Annotated in this window: 18 protein-coding genes and 1 pseudogene; 6 read left to right on the top strand and 13 right to left on the bottom strand. The window is 53.2% G+C overall.

Going from position 1 to position 19,376, the window contains the following annotated elements:
• The gene (locus tag HMPREF0721_RS09195) at window positions 1-1,134 is read right to left on the bottom strand and encodes an acyl-CoA dehydrogenase family protein (RefSeq protein ID WP_006599453.1); all 1,134 of its coding nucleotides are present in this window, start codon (window positions 1,132-1,134) and stop codon (window positions 1-3) included.
• A gap of 292 nt (window positions 1,135-1,426) precedes the next feature.
• Here HMPREF0721_RS09195 and HMPREF0721_RS09190 point away from each other — a divergent pair, with 292 nt between their 5' ends.
• Both HMPREF0721_RS09190 and HMPREF0721_RS09185 read left to right on the top strand, forming a co-directional pair.
• Complete coding sequence (locus HMPREF0721_RS09190; protein ID WP_006599452.1) at window positions 1,427-2,386, top strand: LysR family transcriptional regulator; 960 nt, start codon at window positions 1,427-1,429, stop codon at window positions 2,384-2,386.
• Window positions 2,387-2,585: 199 nt separating this feature from the next.
• Window positions 2,586-3,125: a phosphate-starvation-inducible PsiE family protein gene (locus tag HMPREF0721_RS09185; protein WP_006599450.1), complete on the top strand. Its 540-nt coding sequence runs from the start codon at window positions 2,586-2,588 to the stop codon at window positions 3,123-3,125.
• Window positions 3,126-3,823: 698 nt separating this feature from the next.
• On the opposite strand, the gene HMPREF0721_RS09180 is transcribed toward HMPREF0721_RS09185, so the two are convergent.
• From HMPREF0721_RS09180 to HMPREF0721_RS09160, 6 genes and pseudogenes are all read right to left on the bottom strand, one after another.
• Complete coding sequence (locus HMPREF0721_RS09180; RefSeq protein ID WP_040640027.1) at window positions 3,824-4,066, bottom strand: hypothetical protein; 243 nt, start codon at window positions 4,064-4,066, stop codon at window positions 3,824-3,826.
• A 99-nt stretch (window positions 4,067-4,165) separates the two neighbouring features.
• A complete protein-coding gene (locus tag HMPREF0721_RS09175) occupies window positions 4,166-4,522 on the bottom strand; it encodes a PTS glucitol/sorbitol transporter subunit IIA (RefSeq protein ID WP_006599448.1) in 357 nt (118 codons plus the stop codon).
• 19 nt (window positions 4,523-4,541) lie between these two features.
• Window positions 4,542-4,640: pseudogene (locus tag HMPREF0721_RS12840) on the bottom strand (PTS sorbitol transporter subunit IIB); the annotation flags it as partial.
• The gene (locus HMPREF0721_RS09170) at window positions 4,595-5,014 is read right to left on the bottom strand and encodes a PTS family glucitol/sorbitol porter, IIB component (RefSeq protein ID WP_006599447.1); all 420 of its coding nucleotides are present in this window, start codon (window positions 5,012-5,014) and stop codon (window positions 4,595-4,597) included. The gene HMPREF0721_RS09170 and the pseudogene HMPREF0721_RS12840, both read right to left, overlap by 46 nt.
• On the bottom strand, window positions 4,986-5,570 hold the full coding sequence (srlA, locus tag HMPREF0721_RS09165; RefSeq protein WP_006599446.1) for a PTS glucitol/sorbitol transporter subunit IIC: 585 nt from the start codon (window positions 5,568-5,570) through the stop codon (window positions 4,986-4,988). Before srlA ends, HMPREF0721_RS09170 begins: the two co-directional genes overlap by 29 nt.
• A 30-nt stretch (window positions 5,571-5,600) precedes the next feature.
• Window positions 5,601-6,113, bottom strand: coding sequence for a transcriptional regulator GutM (locus HMPREF0721_RS09160; protein ID WP_006599445.1), 513 nt, complete (start codon window positions 6,111-6,113; stop codon window positions 5,601-5,603).
• Window positions 6,114-6,364: 251 nt separating this feature from the next.
• On the opposite strand from HMPREF0721_RS09160, the gene HMPREF0721_RS09155 reads away from it, so the two are divergent.
• The 3 genes from HMPREF0721_RS09155 (at window position 6,365) to HMPREF0721_RS11890 (ending at window position 8,334) form a co-directional block, all read left to right on the top strand.
• Window positions 6,365-7,324, top strand: a complete 960-nt coding sequence (locus HMPREF0721_RS09155; protein WP_006599444.1) for a sugar-binding transcriptional regulator — start codon at window positions 6,365-6,367, stop codon at window positions 7,322-7,324.
• A 189-nt stretch (window positions 7,325-7,513) separates the two neighbouring features.
• Window positions 7,514-8,182 (top strand): hypothetical protein, encoded by a 669-nt coding sequence (locus HMPREF0721_RS11895; RefSeq protein WP_156788729.1) that lies wholly within the window; start codon window positions 7,514-7,516, stop codon window positions 8,180-8,182.
• Window positions 8,179-8,334: a hypothetical protein gene (locus HMPREF0721_RS11890; protein WP_156788728.1), complete on the top strand. Its 156-nt coding sequence runs from the start codon at window positions 8,179-8,181 to the stop codon at window positions 8,332-8,334. The genes HMPREF0721_RS11895 and HMPREF0721_RS11890 overlap by 4 nt, the downstream gene beginning before the upstream one ends.
• Before the next feature lie 313 nt (window positions 8,335-8,647).
• Here HMPREF0721_RS11890 and pepD read toward each other — a convergent pair whose 3' ends face one another.
• The 6 genes from pepD to HMPREF0721_RS09125 all read right to left on the bottom strand — a co-directional run bounded on the left by pepD (window position 8,648) and on the right by HMPREF0721_RS09125 (window position 18,419).
• Window positions 8,648-10,102 carry a beta-Ala-His dipeptidase gene (pepD, locus tag HMPREF0721_RS09150; protein WP_006599440.1) on the bottom strand — a complete coding sequence of 485 codons (1,455 nt, stop codon included), beginning with the start codon at window positions 10,100-10,102 and terminating at the stop codon, window positions 8,648-8,650.
• 43 nt (window positions 10,103-10,145) lie between these two features.
• A complete protein-coding gene (locus HMPREF0721_RS09145; RefSeq protein WP_040640026.1) occupies window positions 10,146-10,505 on the bottom strand; it encodes a PqqD family protein in 360 nt (119 codons plus the stop codon).
• A gap of 69 nt (window positions 10,506-10,574) precedes the next feature.
• The gene (locus HMPREF0721_RS09140; protein WP_006599438.1) at window positions 10,575-12,452 is read right to left on the bottom strand and encodes an OPT family oligopeptide transporter; all 1,878 of its coding nucleotides are present in this window, start codon (window positions 12,450-12,452) and stop codon (window positions 10,575-10,577) included.
• A 329-nt stretch (window positions 12,453-12,781) separates the two neighbouring features.
• Complete coding sequence (locus HMPREF0721_RS09135) at window positions 12,782-14,707, bottom strand: NAD(+) synthase (protein WP_040640025.1); 1,926 nt, start codon at window positions 14,705-14,707, stop codon at window positions 12,782-12,784.
• Window positions 14,708-15,145: 438 nt separating this feature from the next.
• Window positions 15,146-16,750 carry a CTP synthase gene (locus tag HMPREF0721_RS09130; protein WP_006599435.1) on the bottom strand — a complete coding sequence of 535 codons (1,605 nt, stop codon included), beginning with the start codon at window positions 16,748-16,750 and terminating at the stop codon, window positions 15,146-15,148.
• A gap of 157 nt (window positions 16,751-16,907) precedes the next feature.
• On the bottom strand, window positions 16,908-18,419 hold the full coding sequence (locus tag HMPREF0721_RS09125; RefSeq protein ID WP_006599434.1) for an FGGY-family carbohydrate kinase: 1,512 nt from the start codon (window positions 18,417-18,419) through the stop codon (window positions 16,908-16,910).
• 187 nt (window positions 18,420-18,606) lie between these two features.
• Between HMPREF0721_RS09125 and HMPREF0721_RS09120 the strand changes: the two genes are divergently transcribed.
• A complete protein-coding gene (locus HMPREF0721_RS09120) occupies window positions 18,607-19,371 on the top strand; it encodes an exodeoxyribonuclease III (protein WP_006599433.1) in 765 nt (254 codons plus the stop codon).
• Window positions 19,372-19,376 lie beyond the last annotated feature (5 nt).

The raw sequence follows: 19,376 nt of genomic DNA, 5'->3' as shown, positions 1-19,376 counted from the left end.
TTATGCCAATAAGCTGCCCGCGATCACCACACGCTGCACTTCGTTAGTACCTTCAAAAATCTGAAAAATCTTGGCATCTCTTAAAAGCTTTTCGACTGGATACTCCCGGCTGTAGCCATATCCGCCGTGGATTTGAATGGCTTCCATGGCCACTTCTACCGCGGTGTCTCCGGCGAATGCCTTGGCAATGGCCGCTTCCCTGGAGTAGCGCTTACCCAGGTCAATCATCTTAAACACATGTTCGACCATTGCGACCGCCGCTTCTTTTTTGATTTCCATATCCGCGAGTTTATTTCTTAAAACATCCAGTTTCGCAATAGGTTTGCCAAATTGCACACGCTCTTTCATATAAGCGATACATTCGTTAATCGCCCGCTGCGCAATCCCGCAAGCAATCGCCCCCACAAACGGGCGGGCCAGATCAAGCGTCATCATTGCAATCTTAAAGCCTTCGCCTTCCTTGCCGAGCAGATTGGCTCTCGGAATCACCACATTATCAAAGACCACATCGGTCGTATTCGATAGGCGAATCCCCATCTTGTTTTCTTCTTTTCCGACGGAAATCCCCGGCGTTTTCTTTTCAACAATAAAAGCGCTGAGACCCTTCAAGCCTTTGGATTTATCCACGCTGGCAAAAACCACATACACATCGGCCACACCACCGTTGGTGATAAAGGTTTTACGCCCGTTAATTACATAATGATCGCCATCCAGTTCGGCTGTCGTCGTCACAGACCCGGCATCCGACCCCGCATTAGGTTCCGTTAATCCAAAAGCAGCAAAGTTGCCGGGAACTACAATATCGGCAAAAAGCTGCTTTTGTTCAGGCGTTCCGGCAATTAATACCGGCTTGAGTGCAAGGGAGATTGCACTTAGTCCCGTAGCAAATCCGGCATCATATTCGCCAACTTTAGAAAGAATGGCTGCCGCCGACAGGTTATCGAGTCCCAATCCACCAAATGCTTCAGGAATTTCCAGACAATGTAGTCCCATTTCCATGGCGTCTTTGTAAACTTTTATCGGAAATTCGCCGCTAGTATCGTAATCAGCAACCACCGGTTTAAGTTTTTGTTCACAAAACACTTGCACGCTTTGAATTAAATCTCTTGTTTCATCACTTACAATAAATGCCATAACTCCTCCTCATATCAACATTTAATCCACGAAATATTCCGGAACATGTCCACTTTTGCATTTAAATAACGCATTGCCCTCTTGTGTTTTTTAAACGTTTAAGTTATATTATAAATACTTTGTAATTTCATTCCTGAAAAGTATTGTATGCCCCCTTTCAACTTCCACATTCACAACTATCCATTTAATTAAATATAACCTCCCGAACCAAGTAAAGGTTATCATAATAAGGTGGAGAACTGAAATTCCACTTTATTATCGATTCTATAACTTTTAATTATGGGAGAAGGTTATGATTGATATTCAAAAACTGATGTACTTGCATGCGATCGTCGAAAATAATTTTAATATCACGACGGCGGCTAACAAACTTTTCATTTCTCAGCCGGCTTTGTCGCAAATGATCTCGACGTTAGAACACGATGAGGATTTCAATCTTTTTGTCCGGCATAAGGGACGAATTTGCGGCCTAACCTATATTGGTCAAAAACTCTATCATGAATCCGTCCCCCTCCTGCGTCATTATCACAGCATGATCAACCAACTTGAAAATCTAAAAGCCAAGCAAAAAGAAAACTACGCCATCGCGGCCTCCCCCTTGCTTTTTAATTCTTTTTTGTTGGACTTGATTCAGGAACTTCGCGATAATTTTCCATCGGTCACTTTTTCATTCATTGAAATCGACGCTGATCGGGCTAAACAGCGTCTTTCAAACCGTCATTATAATTTTGCTTTATTGGATGATCCGTTAATCGATACTGCAGACAACTGTCTTTTCAGCGATGTTTTAACAAAATCCGTCTATACTGCTTTTCTCTCGCGAAATCATCCTTTGAAAGAACGGCTAGTCCTCAACTGGAAAGAAATTTCCCAGTATCCAATCGCCGTTCCCAGCGGATTGTTCCCTACGGCCCGACTCATTGCTGATTCTATCCATCGCTTTAACCGAAATCCGTTTATCGCGCTTGAAAGCATCTCGTGGGAGGTTCACCGCAATTGTTTATTGAAAGATTCTAACGTCATTTCCATTCTTCCCAAATTTATCAGCGACGCGATCAATCCGTCTGACAAAACAAAAATCATCACAAAAGAAATCAACGATTCCCCTTTCTGGTATATCAAATTATTCCGCAGCACGATCAAATGTAACACTCTAATTGAAGCAGAGATCCATCACTTTATCCTGTCCTATCTTAAGAAGGATAATTCATCCGCTCATTTTACAGGTATTTCTTCACACAATGGATTATAAAATCAACCCATTGTATGATTGTCTGCCCAAATTTTTGTGATTGAAATTACCAAATGTGTCAAAATAGAGTTCACTTCATTAAAGAACACTTCGATAAAGCTCAGGATGTATTTATGGATCACACCTATGCAAATGTTCAAACAAAAATCGCAGGCCGATTATTTTCTATACATAGAATAAAAAGGAGAGAAAAGGAGAAATGAAAAAATTTAAATATACGGTATTAAAATTTTATGAAAACATTTTACTAATTCTGGAAATGGGTGTTGCGCTATTTTTAATTGTACTCATCGTTATCAATCTGTTCGAACTATTTTCACATTTGGAATTTAATCAAAGCATTAAGGTTACATTCCAAAATCTTCAAATGTATTTAGGGTTGTGTATGAATCTAATTATTTGCACCGAATTTATCCGCATGGTCTATACACATACGATGCAAGCTGTCCTTGAAGCCTTGATTTTTGCCATCGCCCGCGGAGTCATCGTGGGCCGCCCTACTGGAAAGCAGACACTTTTTTATATCGCGGCTATTTTTCTCTTGATGTTTATGCGCAAATACCTGCTCTATGAACTAAACGCTGAAAAAAGAATCAGCCGATATATCAAACGCATGGCTTATCACTTTTACAGTTTAAGAGGAAAAAGATTCCGACGAAAGTATCCACTCCGAAACACAGATCTATACCTAAAGCGTAATTCGCTGTTTCGCCAAATGGGCAGTCGCAAAACTAAATAATTGCTTCCGGTACATCTTCTGTCATCATTCACTGCGGCAGAACATAACGCATAAGCGCAATGCCTTTGCATGCATTCGTCAACAGAAAAGCTAAAAATAAAAACACGGACTCTTTTTTCACACTTGCTGATGATGTAGTTAAATTCGTCCACGCCCTTTATACTGTTAATTTCAACAGGGGCTAATTTCTTCAACTCCACTTATTACCATCTGGGTTATTTAGTTACACAAAAGTAATTCCCTATCTGCTTAATCAAATGCTTATCATAGGGGAAACGGTTTTGATCAACAGACATTTCCTTAATCTCCATGCCGAACTAATTATTTTAGTTACGTAAGCATAAATATATCAGAGTTAATGACACTCTAATAACTTAACTGATCCTAAAAATCCCTTCAAGATTTTTGTTTGTAAATGCAAATGGCAATAACAAGTTGAATACGGACAGTTAAATAATCCATCAGGCAACACAAGCGTCGATTTGTTCCAGTTCATTCAAAGTCATCCGGGGTCCAAAAGCTTCCACGGAAGGCTATTAAAGCACAATTTGGATAATCTGCTCATCGATAGTTTTCCCGACGACAGCCTTGTATCAAAATACATTTTGTATCAAAGTTGTCGTTCCATACTTGATCTCTTCGGCAGTCCAGTTAGTTTTCCATCCGTCCTCAATACGGGTTTTGCATTAACTGGTAATTTAAAACTCCAGCAAATGTTCGTTGGCCGCAGCCCTCAGTTCTTCAAGCTTGGCTTTCGCATCGGCAAAAGCGTTAAAATAATCGGCGCGAAAAGCATCCATGATCTTTGCGATCTGAGCCTTGCCCGCGATACCGTCGAGCTCGATGGACTGCACGTACTCTTCAAAATAGCCGTATTTCTCATACAGGGACTGAAGCGCTCCATAAAGGGGCATACCCTTGTCTTTGTAATACTGGACCATTTTGAATTTTTCTGTCCGGCCATCCCACGATGCCCGCGCACCTTCTTCGCCTACGCGCACAAAAAAACAGGCATCTTTCGATGCCTGCCGGCGGCAGCGCTACGCGAACACCACCATGAGATCTTCCCCGGCCCGAACGATCGGCGCCTTGCCGCCGCCCAGGGCAATCTGCCCCGGCAGAGCCACCTCGGCCGCCCCGGTAAACACCAGGGTGCAATGCCCCATGACGCGAAAGGTGCGGTTGGCCTCGCCGCCCACCGCAGTCACCGTGAACACCTGCTCCCCAACGATCATCTCGTCTCCCGGCGCTATGTCGCGCTCCAGGGTCTGACCCGAATGCATCACCGCAATTTCCGCCACGGCCTCCGGCGCATCGTCGCCGAACAGGACCATCATCTGCTGCTCGGCCATTTCAGCCGCCAGCGGGCCGATGGCTGTAATCTGACTGATATACATGCGCGTCCTCTTTCCTTCGCTAAAACATTCCAAAGCCTGCAAAATAAGCAATGATCACCGCGATGGGCCCGGTCACGGCGCGTTCAAAAAGCACCGCCGGCACCCCGGCGTCCACCGTTTCCGGCTCCGCCTCGCCCAGGGAAAGCCCAATCGGAATAAAATCGCAGCCCACCTGCGCGCCAGCGGGCCGCTTTTCCCCGCCGACATCACGTTGATCGTCAGAATCTGCTTATGGGGGAACACGCCGCAGCGCGCGGTCCCGCCGCAGTCAATCACCACGCAGGCGTATTCTGCATCCGGCACCCCGTGGGTAAAGCCGTCCACCGCCTCCGCCCCGGTGAGATCGGCGATCTTCTGGGCCACGGGATGGATTCCGCCGCCGGTCACTGAGACGATTTTATTTTTTTCGGCCGTCGGCATCACCGCCAGCGGACCGCCCCAGCCCTTCTCGCCCTGAACGATTTTAACGCCCTGATAGGATCGATCCGCCATTGGCCTGCGCCCCTTTCTTCAAAAACTGCCTGGTCAGCTGTTCGCACACGATCCCCCGCAGGAGAATCACCACGAGCCCCATCAGAAAATACCGGATGGCGATATCCCCCAGCTGCCGATAGCCCAGGGTCAAAAGCCCTGCCGTCACCCCGTTATACACAAAAATCTCGCCGGCATTGGCATGGGGAAACAATCCGGTAATCGGGTGACAGAAGGATACCGTCGCGTCGTAAAACGCAGGCTTGTGCCGCTCTTCTAAAAAGCGCCCAAGGGTAAAACACATGGGGCTGGTAAAAAAGAACAGCCCGATCACCGGCAGCACCGTGTAACGCAGCAGCAGATACTTGCTGCAGCGCCGTCCGAAGCCTTCCACCCGATCCTTGCCCGCGAGGTTGATCACCCCGTTGACGGCCGTCATCAGACAGATTAAAGTCGGCACGATGCCCACCGTGATCTCTCCGTGCTTGCCGATTGTAAAAAAATAACTGATAAAGGTGCGCCCGCCCAGCTCAAACAAGCCGATAAAGCCGGACGCTGCCTGCGATAATGCTTCCACTTCGTTCTCCTCTTTTCATTAACAAGCGGCTCATCGGGCGCGCAGCCGCGCCTTGGCCAGGGCCCGGGCGTGCAGCGACGGCTCGCGATCGGCGCCCGCAGTTCCCGCCGCATCCGCCTCCGCGGCCAATCGCCGTTCGATGGCCTCCACCGCCTGGATGAGCGCCCCCTTTTTAGCGCTGACCGCCGCCGCGTCGTAGGGATGGCGCCGGCGTGCAAAGCGAAATTCCCTCGCGTCCGCCGCCAGCCCCAGCTCGCGCATCGCCGCGAGATCCCGGCCGACATAATCCGGCCGATCCTTAAATCGGGCAAAAATCGTAATGCCTGTCATCTCCCGGCAGGCGACAACCCGACCCAGACTTTTTTGATACGACAAAATCACGATGCGCCCGGTCCGGCTCCAGCCCGCCTTCACGTGGCCGACCCCCACGGTGCCGCTGCCGCGCAGCGCCGCGAGATCCCGGCGACAGGCCCGGGTTTGTATCGCCCCCAGTCCGATTTGCAGGGCCATCATCAAAAACAATGCCAACCATAAAATGGCCATTGGCCGCACCTCCCTCGCTGGTTTTCACAATGCCCTTATTATAGCGAGGGGAAAATGCACTGTCAAATGTTCGTAAAAATTTCTTAATTCTTAAAATTTTCTTTCTTTTTTAACCCTATTATTTCGTTTTTTCCCTTTTAGCCCCGTTTTCTGAATGCGCTTTTTTTGACATTTGTCAACGCTTTCCGGCCAAAATGCGCTATAATGATTTTAATTCATTCCTGCATGCACCCGATTCCGGAGGTCCATTCATGTCACATGCCAAACCCACCCGACACCATCGCCGCACCATGCTCCGCGCCAGCCGTTTGTATTATGACGAGGGACTCAGCCAGCAGACCATCGCCAAGCAGCTCGGCCTTTCCCGGCCCACCGTCTCCAAGCTGCTCAAAACCGCCCGGGAGATCGGCATGGTCACCATCACCATCGCCGAACCCGACGGCCGCGATCATTATCAGCTGGAGGAGGCCCTTGAAGCGCGTTTCGGCCTCAAAGAGGCCATCATCTTTGACGATACGCCCCAAAGCGACCTCAAAACCCAGGCCGGCCTCGTGGCCGGCGCCACCCTCGAGCGCGTTCTTTCTCCCGGGCAGGTGGTCGGCATCTCCTGGGGCACCACCCTGGCCGCCGTCAGCCGCTACCGTCCCGCCCGTGCTTTTAAGAATTTGACATTTGTGCCTTTAAACGGCGGCAGCGGATTCGTCGCCAACGAGCTTCACGGCAACACCATCGCTGCCGCTCTGGCGGAAAACTTCGGCGGTCATTACCTGCCCATGCACGCCCCGGCCATGGTCTCACGACTCGAGACCAAATGCGAGCTGATGAAGGAGCAGAGCATCCAGCGGGTGCTCAAAAAGGCCGCCCGGCTCGACGTCGCCCTGACGTCCATCGGCCTACCGGACAGCCGCTCAACCATCATCCGCACCGGCTATTTCACCGGCGAAATGATCGCCGAGCTGCAGGCTGCCGGAGTCTGCGGCGATATCTGCATGCATTTTTTCGACGAACGGGGATCCTGCACCCCCTTTCCCATTAACGAAAAGGTCATCGGCGTCGATCTCGAGACCCTGCGCCGCACGCCCTATGCCATCGGCGTGTGCTGCGGCCCGGAAAAAGCCCGCGCCATCCGCGGCGCCCTGCGCGGCGGGTATGTGAATATGCTCATCACCGATCTGGCCACGGCCCAAGCGCTGGCCGAACTTACGCCCTGATTCGCACCAGCAAAAAAAGCTTAAAAATATAAAATCTCAGATTTTGTCGGCAGTCTGAGCGTCGATTTGATTCAACTTTTAATCCATGCCGATCATATTTTATTATTTTTTTTATTGACTTCGATTTCATAAGGCTGTATAATTTAATTAGGATATCCTAATAAATTAGCTATGAAAGGAACTTTTAAAATGACAATTCGCAAAAAATATTTCTGTACTACTCTATTAATCGCACTTGTCTTATTTTTTCTTTCCGGCGTCGTGATGGCAACAGAAAAAAATAATACAAACCCGTCATTAACAATTTCACAATATCAAGCGTTTTTAGCCAAAGAATCCCCTAAAGACTTAACACAATTCAATAAACTCTCTCAAAGTGATAAAGAAACATTTCTTCAATTGCTATCAAATCCAGATACCTATTTAAATCCGCCATCTCAAAATCCGGATATCGTCGTTAGTGACTATTCTGAGGCTGTTTCATCGGCGCCTTCACTTCTGAAAAAATCAAAAGCAAGCACCATCGTTCGTCGAACGAGTGCGACCCATTCGATGAAAATCAAAGGAATAACCACTTTACAATACCGTTTGGAAACCGGCTACCGTGTGAAAAATAACAGGATACGTTCTGTTGTTTATACGAATGCTTATGTCGTAAAAAACCTTAATCCGCTCGTTCAAACAAACCCTACCAGCAAATCCAGTTACATCAGCGGCAACAAAGTTTATTCGAGAGCTTCCTACTTCTATAAAATCGGCCCTATAAAAGGACTTTCTGTTCAGGTGGGGACAATGTACGGCCGAATGACCAGTTACCCTAATGGAAAATCGACTTCTCATTTCTGGAGAGCAAAATGAATTGGAACAAATTCTTCAAAATAATTGGTATTTGCATCCTGTCATTGCTTGCCGTCATGCTTGTCCTTGTCATTATCGGCTTTATTGGTTACAAAAATGTTCCTATCGCATCGCCGGCGACTTCCGCTCGAGCAATAAAAATCCTGTGTTAATAATTTGTCCTCAAAAAATGGACGCATGATATATGAATCAGGGCTAACGAACGGATGCTTCTCTGTCCTTTACAGGAGGAACATCCGTTTTTTGTTTTGATGAATCCTTTTGTTGTTATCATCATATAATATAGGCTTCCATTGTTTTTATAAACGCGGCAAATGGATCAAAAATGCCTTTTACGCCTTTTGGCTTTTATGATTGAATATTTAGCCAAAATCATAAATCAACTGCCGTTATCACCACAAATAACCGGGTAAAACGAAAAACGCCGGCTGTCTGCAGACAGCCGGCGCTTTTCGTTGCCGTTTTTTATTTGGTTTCGATAATTTTGACGATAAAATCGTACATCCGTTTGGTCGACGAGATGGAAAGCCGTTCCTGGGGCGTGTGGATATCCAAAATATCAGGCCCCATGGAAATCGCGTCCAGGTCTGCGATCTTGCCGGCCAAAAGACCGCATTCCACGCCGGCGTGAATGGCTTCGATCACGAGCTCTTTGCCGAACATATCGCGGTAGATCCGCGCCATTTTATCCCGCAGCACCGAATGTTCCACCCATTCCCAGGCCGGGTATTCGCCGCTCATTTCAGCCGCGGCGCCCAGGGATTCCGCCACCCAGCGCACCTTGGCGGCCAGCGCCCGATAGGCCGTTCCCACCGAGCTGCGAAGCGCCGCCCGCATCAAAAGCCCGTCGCCGTCCAGCGTGACCACACCCCAGTTGAGCGAGGTCTCCACCAGGTCCGCCACGTTGTCGCTCATGCGCTGCACCCCGGCCGGCAATGCCGCCATCAGGGCGAGCGCGCGCCGCGTTGCCGCAGCGGTCAGCACATCCGCCTCCGGCGATACCCCGGCGACGAGCCGTCCGTCCGTCACGACAGTGGTCAGTCCCGGATCCACCACATGGACTTCCTCCGCGATGGCCGAGGCCGAGGCCTTCACCGCGTCGGCAAAAACCTGCCGGTTCTCGACGGCCGCCAGGGCCGCGCCCTCCCGGGAAATGGCGTTGTCCTTGCTGCCGTTCATCATCGCCAAAAGCCGCAGTCCGGTTTGATCCGCCGCTTCCCGCAGCACCCGGGCCAGCACCGCTGCCGAGCTGGCCCGTCCCTTGTCGATCTCCGTGCCGGAGTGCCCCCCGGTCAGGCCCGTCACCTGCAGGGTCACCCGCTCCCAGGAGCAGGCCTCCCGCTCGGCCGGAAGGCTCACTTTTGCCGTGCCGCCGCCGGCACAGCCCGCGAGCACCACGCCCTCGTCCTCTGAATCCATGTTGAGCATCAGATGTCCCTTGAGCGGGGAGCAGTCGATGGCGTGGGCGCCGTCCATGCCCACTTCCTCGGCCACGGTACAGACAAATTCCAGCCGGGGATGGGAAAGCGTCTCGTCGTCGAGCAGCGCCAGGGCATAGGCCACGGCCACGCCGTCGTCCCCGCCGAGGGTCGTGCCCGCCGCCGAGATATAATCGCCGTCCACCGCAAGATCCAGCCCTTCCCGGTTCATGTCCTTGGTGCAGCCCGGCGCCGTTTCGCAAACCATGTCCATATGGCCCTGAAGGATGATCGGCTCCGCGTCTTCATAACCCTCGCTGGCCTCCTTGATGATAATCACATTATAAAGCGCGTCCTGGTGCACCTCCAGGCCGCGGTCCTTTGCAAAGCGGACCAGATAATCGCTGACGGCCTTCTCCTGATGGGATGGCCGGGGAATCTGGGTCAGCTCTTCGAAAAAGCGAAAAACATTTTTCGGTTCAAGATTTTCTAAAACACGCATGAAATCCCTTCTTTCTGATTTTTGCCGCCTCAAAGCGGGTGCCTCAGGCCTTTAATTTGTTCACATAGACCACGTAATGATTGTCGTGGAGCGTTTTAATATAGCGGCACAGCCGTTCGTAAAGCGGTTCTGCCGCCTCGCCGAACGCCGAATGGACCAACTGGCCGATGGCATAAACCGAGCGCTCGCCGTCCATCGCGCGCCACACAAAGCTGCCGAAATCGTCGAGCTCGATATGGCTGACCTTCGGCCGCTTAAACACCACCTGGGCGATCTTATTAAAAAAGCCCTTGTTCTGCACGGCGATCTCGATATGGCCGGCCGCGTTCGGCGCCGCCGGAAACAGCGTATTGGGCCGCGGCACATAATCGAGGAAATTGTCCTTGATTTTTTTGGTTCTCATTGGCTTTTCCCTGTCGTTCTCGGCCAAAAAGCCTGCCGCAGGGGCAGGCTCTTCGGTTCACACAGCTGATTAGGCGTGTTTGCGGTTGATAAAGGCCAGGAACACGGCACACAGCGCCGCGAAACAAATCACACCGCCGATGCGCCCGATGCTGAAGGGCACCTGCAGGTTGATATTGGCCACCGCGAATACGGCGAGCAGGATGCCCACAAGCCCCTCTCCGGCGATCATCCCCGAGGCAAAGAGGGTGCCGTTTTCCACCTGCTCCTTGCGGTCTTCGTCGGAAACCCTGCGGCGCCGGTCCACAAAGAGGCGGATCAACCCGCCCACCATGATCGGGGTGCTCAGGTAAATCGGCAGATAAAGCCCCACGGCGAAGGGCAGCACCGGCACGCCGAGAATCTCGACGACCACCGCCAGAAAAACGCCGACAAACACCAGCGACCACGGCAGATTGCCGTGCATCACGCCCTCGACGACCATTTTCATCATGCCGGCCTGGGGCGCGGGCAGCTGCTCGGTGCCGTAGCCCCACGCGGAGTTGAGCAAATACAACACGCCGCCGATGGCCACGGCCGAAGCGCAGACGCCGATGATCTCGCCGATCTGCTGCTTATAGGGCGTCGCGCCGACGATATAGCCCGTCTTCAGATCCTGGGAGGTATCGCCGGCAATGGCCGCCGCGATACAAATGACCGATCCGATGGCAATGGCCGCCACCATCCCCTTGTTGCCGATATTGCCCGTCGCCCGGAGAATGATCGTCGCGATGAGCATCGTCGCGATGGTCATCCCCGACACCGGGTTGTTAGAGCTGCCGACGATGCCCACCATCCGGGCCGAAACCGTCACGAAGAAAAAGCCGAAAATGATGATCATGATGGCGCCGAGCAGATTTACCGGTACGTCGGGCAGCAGCCACAGGGCAATCGCGATGATCACAACCCCGATGAGCACGGCCTTCATCGGCAGATTCTTCGAAGTGCGGGTCACTTCTTCCGCCATACCCTTGCCGTATTCCTTGAAAGCCTTGGCAAAGGTGTTGACGATCAGCGGCAGCGACTTGATCAGGCTCATGATCCCGCCGGCCGCCACAGCCCCGGCCCCGATGTATTTGATGTAAGATCCCCAAATGTCGGAGGTGCCAAGCTTGGCCATCGCCTGAGACGCCGGAAACAGCGCGTGGGGATTGGCCACCCCGAACATATAGATCAGCGGCATCAGCACAAACCAGGACACCGCACCGCCGGCCATCATGTAGGACGAAATTTTCGGCCCGCAGATATAGCCCACGCCGAGCAGCGAGGGCAGCACGTCCATGCCGATGCCCGCGCCCTTGTAGCTGTTAAAATCGTAGGTCACCTCGCTCGGAAAGACCTTAAGGCCGTCGGTGATGAATTTATACGCTGCGGAAATCCCCAAACCGACAAAGACGAGGCCGGCCTTGGAGCCGCCCTCTTCCCCGGCAATGAGCACCTCGGAGCACGCCATCCCCTCCGGATAGGGCAGGGTGCCGTGCTCCTGCACGATCAGCGCGTCCCGCAGCGGCACCATAAACAGCACCCCCAGAATCCCGCCGAGCAGGGCAATGAGGGAAATGGTCACAATCGACGGCAGCTCCGTCGCGCCTTCCTCCGCCCACATAAAAAGCGCCGGCAGGGTGAAAATAGCCCCGGCTGCCAGCGACTCCCCGGCCGATCCGATGGTCTGCACCATATTGTTTTCCAAAATGGAATCCCGCCGCATGATGATGCGGATGATCCCCATGGAGATCACGGCAGCCGGAATCGACGCCGAGATGGTCAGCCCTACGCGAAGTCCCAGGTACGCATTGGACGCGCCGAAGATCACGGCCAGCGCGATCCCGATGATCACCGATGTCACGGTGATCTCCGGTTTGACTTGATCGGCCGGCACAAAGGGCTTGAATGTCTCTTGTTTACTCATAAAACAAACGATCCTCCTCTGATTATTGCACGATGACCCGCCCCGCGGGCCCCTGCCCGCCATCGCGTCATCACAAAAAAATATAATATGAAAACATTATACCTTAAAACAAAATTAATTGCAATCAATATGTATTAAATTTCATACATTTCCGCCGATGCAGAAACTTTCAGCTTTCGGTGAAACTTTCATCCGACAAAGCGTCATTTCCGTATCTTCCTTCTTCTTGCATCAAGGCCCGGCCCATTGTATCCGTCTCTCACAAGGCAATAAAAAAGCCCGGAGTTCCGGGCCTCGTTGTCTTTGGCGTCGGTTCCTCACCGCCGCATTTAAAGGGATTCCACTTCCGCTATCCAAAGGCTCGCCTTCGCGTCGGAAGGCATGCGCCAATCGCCCCGGGGCGAAAGCGCCACCGTTCCGACCTTCGGGCCGTCGGGCAGGCAGGAGCGCTTAAACTGCTGGGCAAAGAAACGCCGATAAAAACGGCGCAGCCATTTGCGAATCACCACCGCATCGTAGGTCCCGGCAAAAGCGGCCCGGGCCAGCCGATCCACCTTTTTGGGCGAAAAGCCGTTGCGCACCACGTGATAGAGGAAGAAATCGTGCAGCGCATAGGGGCCTACCAAATCCTCGGTTTTCTGAGCGATCTTGCCGGATTCGTCCGGCGGCAAAAGCTCAGGCGACACCGGCGTGTCCAGCACGTCCGTCAGGATCTGCCAAATCCCCGCAAAACGGGCTTGATCGGCCACATAGGCCACCAGATAGCGCACCAGGGTTTTGGGGACACCGGCGTTCACCGCGTACATCGACATGTGATCGCCGTTATAGGTCGCCCAGCCCAGCGCCAGCTCCGACAAATCGCCGGTGCCCACCACAATCCCCCCGACCTGATTGGCCAGATCCATCAGAATCTGAGTGCGCTCCCGGGCCTGGGCATTCTCGTAAGTCACATCGTGCACGGCCAAGTCGTGACCGATATCCGCCAGGTGGTCGGCCGCCGCCCGGCTGATGCCGATTTCGTGGAAGGTCGCCCCCAGACCGCGAATCAACGCGACGGCGTTGTCATAGGTGCGGTCGGTGGTCCCGAAGCCGGGCATGGTCACCGCGTGAATCGCACTGTGAGGCAGGCCCAGCCGGTCGCAGGCATCCGCACAGACCAAAAGGGCCAGGGTGGAATCGAGCCCGCCGGAAATCCCCAGCACCATGGGCACATCCCCGATGTGATGGAGCCGGCTCATCAGCCCCACCGACTGGATAGCGAAAATTTCCTCACAGCGCGCAGTCCGTTTGGCCGAATCCGCCGGCACAAAAGGCGCCGGATTCACCGGGCGCCGCCAGTCCTTCGCCTCCTGACAGCAAAAGGCCACCCGCCGATGGGGCTCCGCCGGACCTGCATCGGCAAAACTCGACTGCATCCGGCGGTCGTGCACCAGCGCCTCGACGTCCACATCGGCAGCGATCAGCCGGCCCTCCCGCATAAAGCGCTCTGTTTGTGCCAACACAGTCCCTTTTTCAACGATCAACCCTTCCCCGCCAAACACCAAATCCGTCGTCGATTCGCCGATCCCGCAAGAAGCATAAAGATAGGCCGCATTGCACCGCGCCGACTGCTGCACCACCAGATTCTTCCGATATTCACTCTTGCCGGTCAGCTCATTGCTGGCCGAAGGATTGAGCACCAGCGTCGCCCCCGCCGCGGCCAGCTCCCCGGACGGCGGAGCCGGCGCCCAGAGATCCTCACAGATTTCAAGGCCAACCGTCACATTCGCATCGTCCCAATCCGAAAAGAGCAAATCCGCCCCGATGGGGAAGGTCTGCCCCGCATGGGTGACCCTATCTTCTTGAAGCTGCCGCGAGGCCGCAAACCAGCGCTTTTCATAAAATTCGTGGGTATTGGGGATATAAGTTTTGGGCACCGATCCGAGAATCCGCCCACGATTAATGGCCACTCCGCAATTATAAAGCGCTGACCCCACGGGAATCGGCGCGCCAACCACCACGAGCATCTTCGCCGCCTGACTCCATTCGGCCAATGCCGCCAGTCCGGCCTCTGCCCCTGCGAGCAAGGCGGATTGGGCAAACAGATCTCCGCAGGTATAGCCGGTCACCGCCAGCTCCGGAAAAAGCAGAATTCCGACGCCTGCCGCCGCCGCTTCTTCTCCCAATGCCATCATCGCCGCCGTGTTGGCCGCCGGGTCCGCCACCCGGATTTCCGGAATTGCCAATGCCGTTCTGACCATGCCATAAGCTTTCATATATGCCTCCGTTTCATCCACGCCACATCTTGTGTCAAGCTCTTTTTCTTGAAAAATGACTTAAATTTCTTTCCACTTTATACACATTTATCCACAAATTCGGACACGGTTATCCTTCATTTTTTTGCACAACTGTTTTTTTGTTGGAAACAGCGATTTTTCGGATATTCACCGATTTTATCCACATTTTCAACAGTTATCCAACGCTTTATCCACAAATGGCCTGATTTTACGCCGGGATATTTGCCCGCGCAGCCAAAGTTATCCACATTTTCACAGGTTATCTACATCTTGTGTCAAGCCTTTTTTTGTAACAAACTTGTGACAAAATGCTGATTGGCCTGTCAGATTTTGTAATGAGTAAAGCCCCATCCGCAAGCAAACAGGCCGCTGCGTTTTGCGGCGGCCTGCCAGCCTTCGATCCCGGTGAATCGTCGTTTATCTGATTTTCAATGCCGTCGCAATGAGTTGATCAAACAGCGGATGCGGCCGATTGGGACGGGATTTAAATTCCGGGTGGGCCTGGGTCGCAATGAAATACGGATGGTCTTTCAGTTCGACCATTTCAACCAGCACGCCATCCGGGGATAAGCCGGAGAACATCAGTCCCGCCGCTTCCAACTGGGGAATGTATTCATCGTTCACTTCATAGCGATGGCGATGTCGCTCTTCAATATGGGGCTGCCCATAAACCCTGCGGGCCAGTGTGCCTTCCTTCAAATCACAAGGATAGGCACCCAGACGCATCGTGCCGCCCATATTCTGGATTTTCTTTTGTTCTTCCATCAGCGAGATCACCGGATAGGGAGTGGCTTCGTCCAGCTCGATGGAGTTGGCGCCCGCAAGGCCTGCCACGTTGCGCGCAAATTCGATCACCGATAATTGCAGCCCGAGACAAAGCCCTAAAAACGGAAGCTCGTTTTCTCTGGCGTAGCGAATCGCTTCGATCTTGCCCTCAATGCCGCGGTTGCCGAAGCCGCCGGGCACGATCACCGCCTCCTGATCGCCGAGAATGCGATCGACGTTTTCCCGATTGAGGTCTTCGGAATGCACCCATTTGACGTTCACTTCCACGTTATTGGCAATGCCCGCATGGCGCAGGGCTTCCGCCACAGAAAGATAGGCATCATGAAGCTCCACGTATTTGCCGACGATGGCCACGGACATCCTGTTTTCAAGATTTTTGGCCTGGCTGACCAGCGCCCGCCATTCGTCCAGCTGGGGCCTGCGTTCCGGCATCTTCAGTTTTTTTACCACGAGCTCCGCCAGCCCTTCCTTCTCGAGCATCAGCGGCACCTCATAAAGTTCCGGTGCGTCGAGATTGCTGACGACGGCATTTTTATCCACATTGCAGAAAAGGCTGATTTTGTCCTTCATGCTCTCTTCCACTTCGTGTTCGCTGCGCAGCACGATGATATCGGGCTGAATCCCGATGGACCGCAGCTCTTTAACAGAATGCTGAGTCGGCTTGGTTTTCAGCTCGCCGGACATCCGCAGATAGGGCAGAAGCGTCACGTGAATATAAAGGGTGTTTTCGACGCCGAGATCCCCCCGGCACTGGCGAATGGCCTCGAGGAAAGGCTGGCTTTCAATATCGCCGACCGTCCCGCCGATTTCCGTGATCACCACGTCGGGGCTAAGGTCGCTGTCCGCCACCTTCTGCACGCTCTCTTTGATTTCGTTGGTGATGTGGGGAATAACCTGCACGGTTCCGCCCAGATAATCGCCGTGGCGTTCCTTGTTAATAACGTTCCAATACACCTTCCCGGTGGTCACATTGCTGTATTGCCCGAGGCTTTCGTCGATGAAGCGCTCATAGTGTCCGAGGTCCAGATCGGTTTCGGCGCCGTCGTCCGTCACAAAAACTTCTCCGTGCTGATACGGACTCATGGTGCCGGGATCATAATTGATGTAAGGATCGAATTTCTGAATCGAAACCTTGAACCCGCGCATTTTGAGCAGCCGTCCCAGGGACGCCGCCGTGATGCCCTTGCCCAAAGATGAAACCACGCCGCCCGTAACGAAAATATACTTTGTTTTCATGATGCCTCCGCTTAAAAAATAAAAAAGTCACTGCAAAAATTGGTTTTTTTTTGCAGCGACACTTCATAACCAAATGATCGGCGCTTTTGATAAGCCTAATTCTATTGTAGCGATTTTTCAGAAAAGTGCAAGCGAAACTTTTATGCCGCACGCCGGCTCAAGTGCGTTCCATCTGACGCATCATCCGCTCGCGTTCCTGCCACAAATCCCCAAAGGTCCGCCTTAAATCGCGGTAGAGCATAAAGCCGCTTTGATAAATGGGCTTAGGGCGCGGCTGATACTGATGGGCTGCGCCGCAGCAGCGCTTCACCGCGTCCTCGCAATTCTGATAGATCCCGAGGCCGATGCCGCAGGTCATCGCTGCGCCTTTAGCGGCAAACGCGCTGCCGGATGCCACCGCGACGGTCGCATCCATCACATCGGCAATAATTCTGGGCAAAAGCCCGCCGGCCGCTGCCCCGTCGGAAAGGCGGATCTGTTTGACAGATCGGGCATCCATGCTGATATCCCGCAGGGCATACGCCACCGATTCATAAACAGCTCGGAGCATTTCCTGTTTGGTCGTAGCTTCTGTCATTCCGAAGAAACAGCCCGTCGCGTTTTTCGGCGCCCGGACTACCCGCTCCCGCTGTGTTGACAGATAGGGCAAAAAGACCACGCCACCGCTGCCCGGCGCCGCCTGTTCCACCAATTGATCGGCCAAAGCGTAATCCACCGATCCGGTCAGTTCTTTCAAAGCCCACTCGATATTCGCGGCGATATCCAGCGTCGCCATCAGCTCAAGGGCGCAGTCATCGTGCACATGGCAGAGAAAATGCTGCCAATAACGCGTGGGATCGCAAATTTCCCGTTCGTGGACCGTCATGGCCGCCGGCGCCTTTCCCAAAATCACGGCCACGTCGCCACGATCGATCGCGCCGACTCCCAGCGCCGCCGAAACCATATCCATCGCCCCGACGGCAACGGGGATCCCCGCCGCAAGGCCCATTTGATCCGCGGCATCTTCACCAAGACGCCCGGCAATCACCGTGGCATCCAGCACCCCCGGCAGTTTTTCAACCGCGTCCCGCAGCTCGAGCACCGTGAGCATCTGACTGGGAATCCGTCCGGTTGGGAAACGCAGAAACGCCGCCACCCCATCGGAGAAATCCGTCACCATGCGTCCGGTCATACAATAACGCAGCCAATCCTTGGCCATCAACGCCACTTTAATCCTGCGGTATTGATCCAGGCGGTTTTTGCGCAGCCAGCGCAGAATCATAAGCGGACTTCCGGCGTTCACCGGGCAGCCGAGATTGCGGTGGATGAGCTTGCCCATGCCCGGCGTTTTCTCCCGCACATAAGCTGCTTCCTCCCGGGCACGGCCATCGATCCCCAAAATGGCATTGCCCACAGGCTTGCCATCGTGCCCGACGGCCCAAAGCCCCTCCGGCGACCCCGTCAGACCAATGCCGACAATATCCTCCGGCCGGGCCGGGCCCTCCGCCATCAGCGCATAAACCGCAGCCGCCGCCTTTTCCCAAAAGGCCAGCATGTTAAGTTCCCGGCACTCGCCCTTCACGATGACATCATTTTCCACCAGCACCTTGTTGATCTCCTCGCCCCGAAGATCGAACAAGACAGCCTTGATTTGGGTATTTCCCCCGTCTAAAGCAATAATATATTTCATGATACTGCCCGGCGATGGTCACGCCGGCCTCCTCGCCTCATTTTTGATGCGCCCACCTTGTCCGATGCCGCGCCTTAATGGGTTTTAGTATAGCAGAAGCCTGTAAAAAAATCCACAGATTCAGCCGCTTTACAAGGCTCTGCCCTTCCTTTATAATGGCCCTAACAACGAAAGCGAAGGTAACACAATGAAACTCTATTCTTGGAACGTCAACGGCATTCGTGCCGCCGAAAAAAAAGGCTTTGTCGACTGGCTGCAACGCGAGCAGCCGGATGTCCTCGGCATTCAGGAGCTGAAAGCCGAGCCGGATCAGCTCTCCGACGCCCTTAAAGACGTCGAAGGCTACCACGTCTTCTTCAACCCGGCCGAGCGCAAGGGCTACAGCGGCACGGCAGTCTATTACAAACGCGAGCCCAAACGCATCCTCACCGGTCTCTCCGATGAACGCTTCAACCACGAGGGGCGCACCATCATCCTCGAGTATCCGGACTTCACCCTTTACAATATTTATTTTCCCAACGGCTCCCAGAGTGACGAACGCCTGCAGTTCAAAATGGATTTTTACGACGGCTTCTGGCACGATGTGGACGAGCGGGTCGCCCGGGGTGAAAAAGTCATCATCTGCGGCGACGTGAACACCGCCCACCGGGAAATCGATTTGAAAAATCCCAAATCCAACGCCAAGCGCTCGGGCTTCCTTCCCATCGAGCGGGAATGGATGGATCACTTTTTCGCAGGCGGTTATATCGACACCTATCGTTATTTTTATCCCGAACAGGTGACCTACTCCTGGTGGAGCTATCGCTTTAACGCCCGCAAAAACAACGCCGGCTGGCGCATCGACTATTTTTTTGCCTCCGACAACGCAAAGGATCTGCTGGCAGATGCCGCCATCCACACCGATGTGACGGGTTCGGATCACTGCCCGATTTCCTTGACGCTGAACCTCTGATGCCC

The sequence above is a fragment of the Pseudoramibacter alactolyticus ATCC 23263 genome (genome assembly GCF_000185505.1).
GTDB classification, from domain to species: Bacteria; Bacillota; Clostridia; order Eubacteriales; family Eubacteriaceae; genus Pseudoramibacter; species Pseudoramibacter alactolyticus.
Note: the sequence above shows the minus strand (reverse complement) of the source record. Positions and strands in the feature narration are given on the sequence as shown.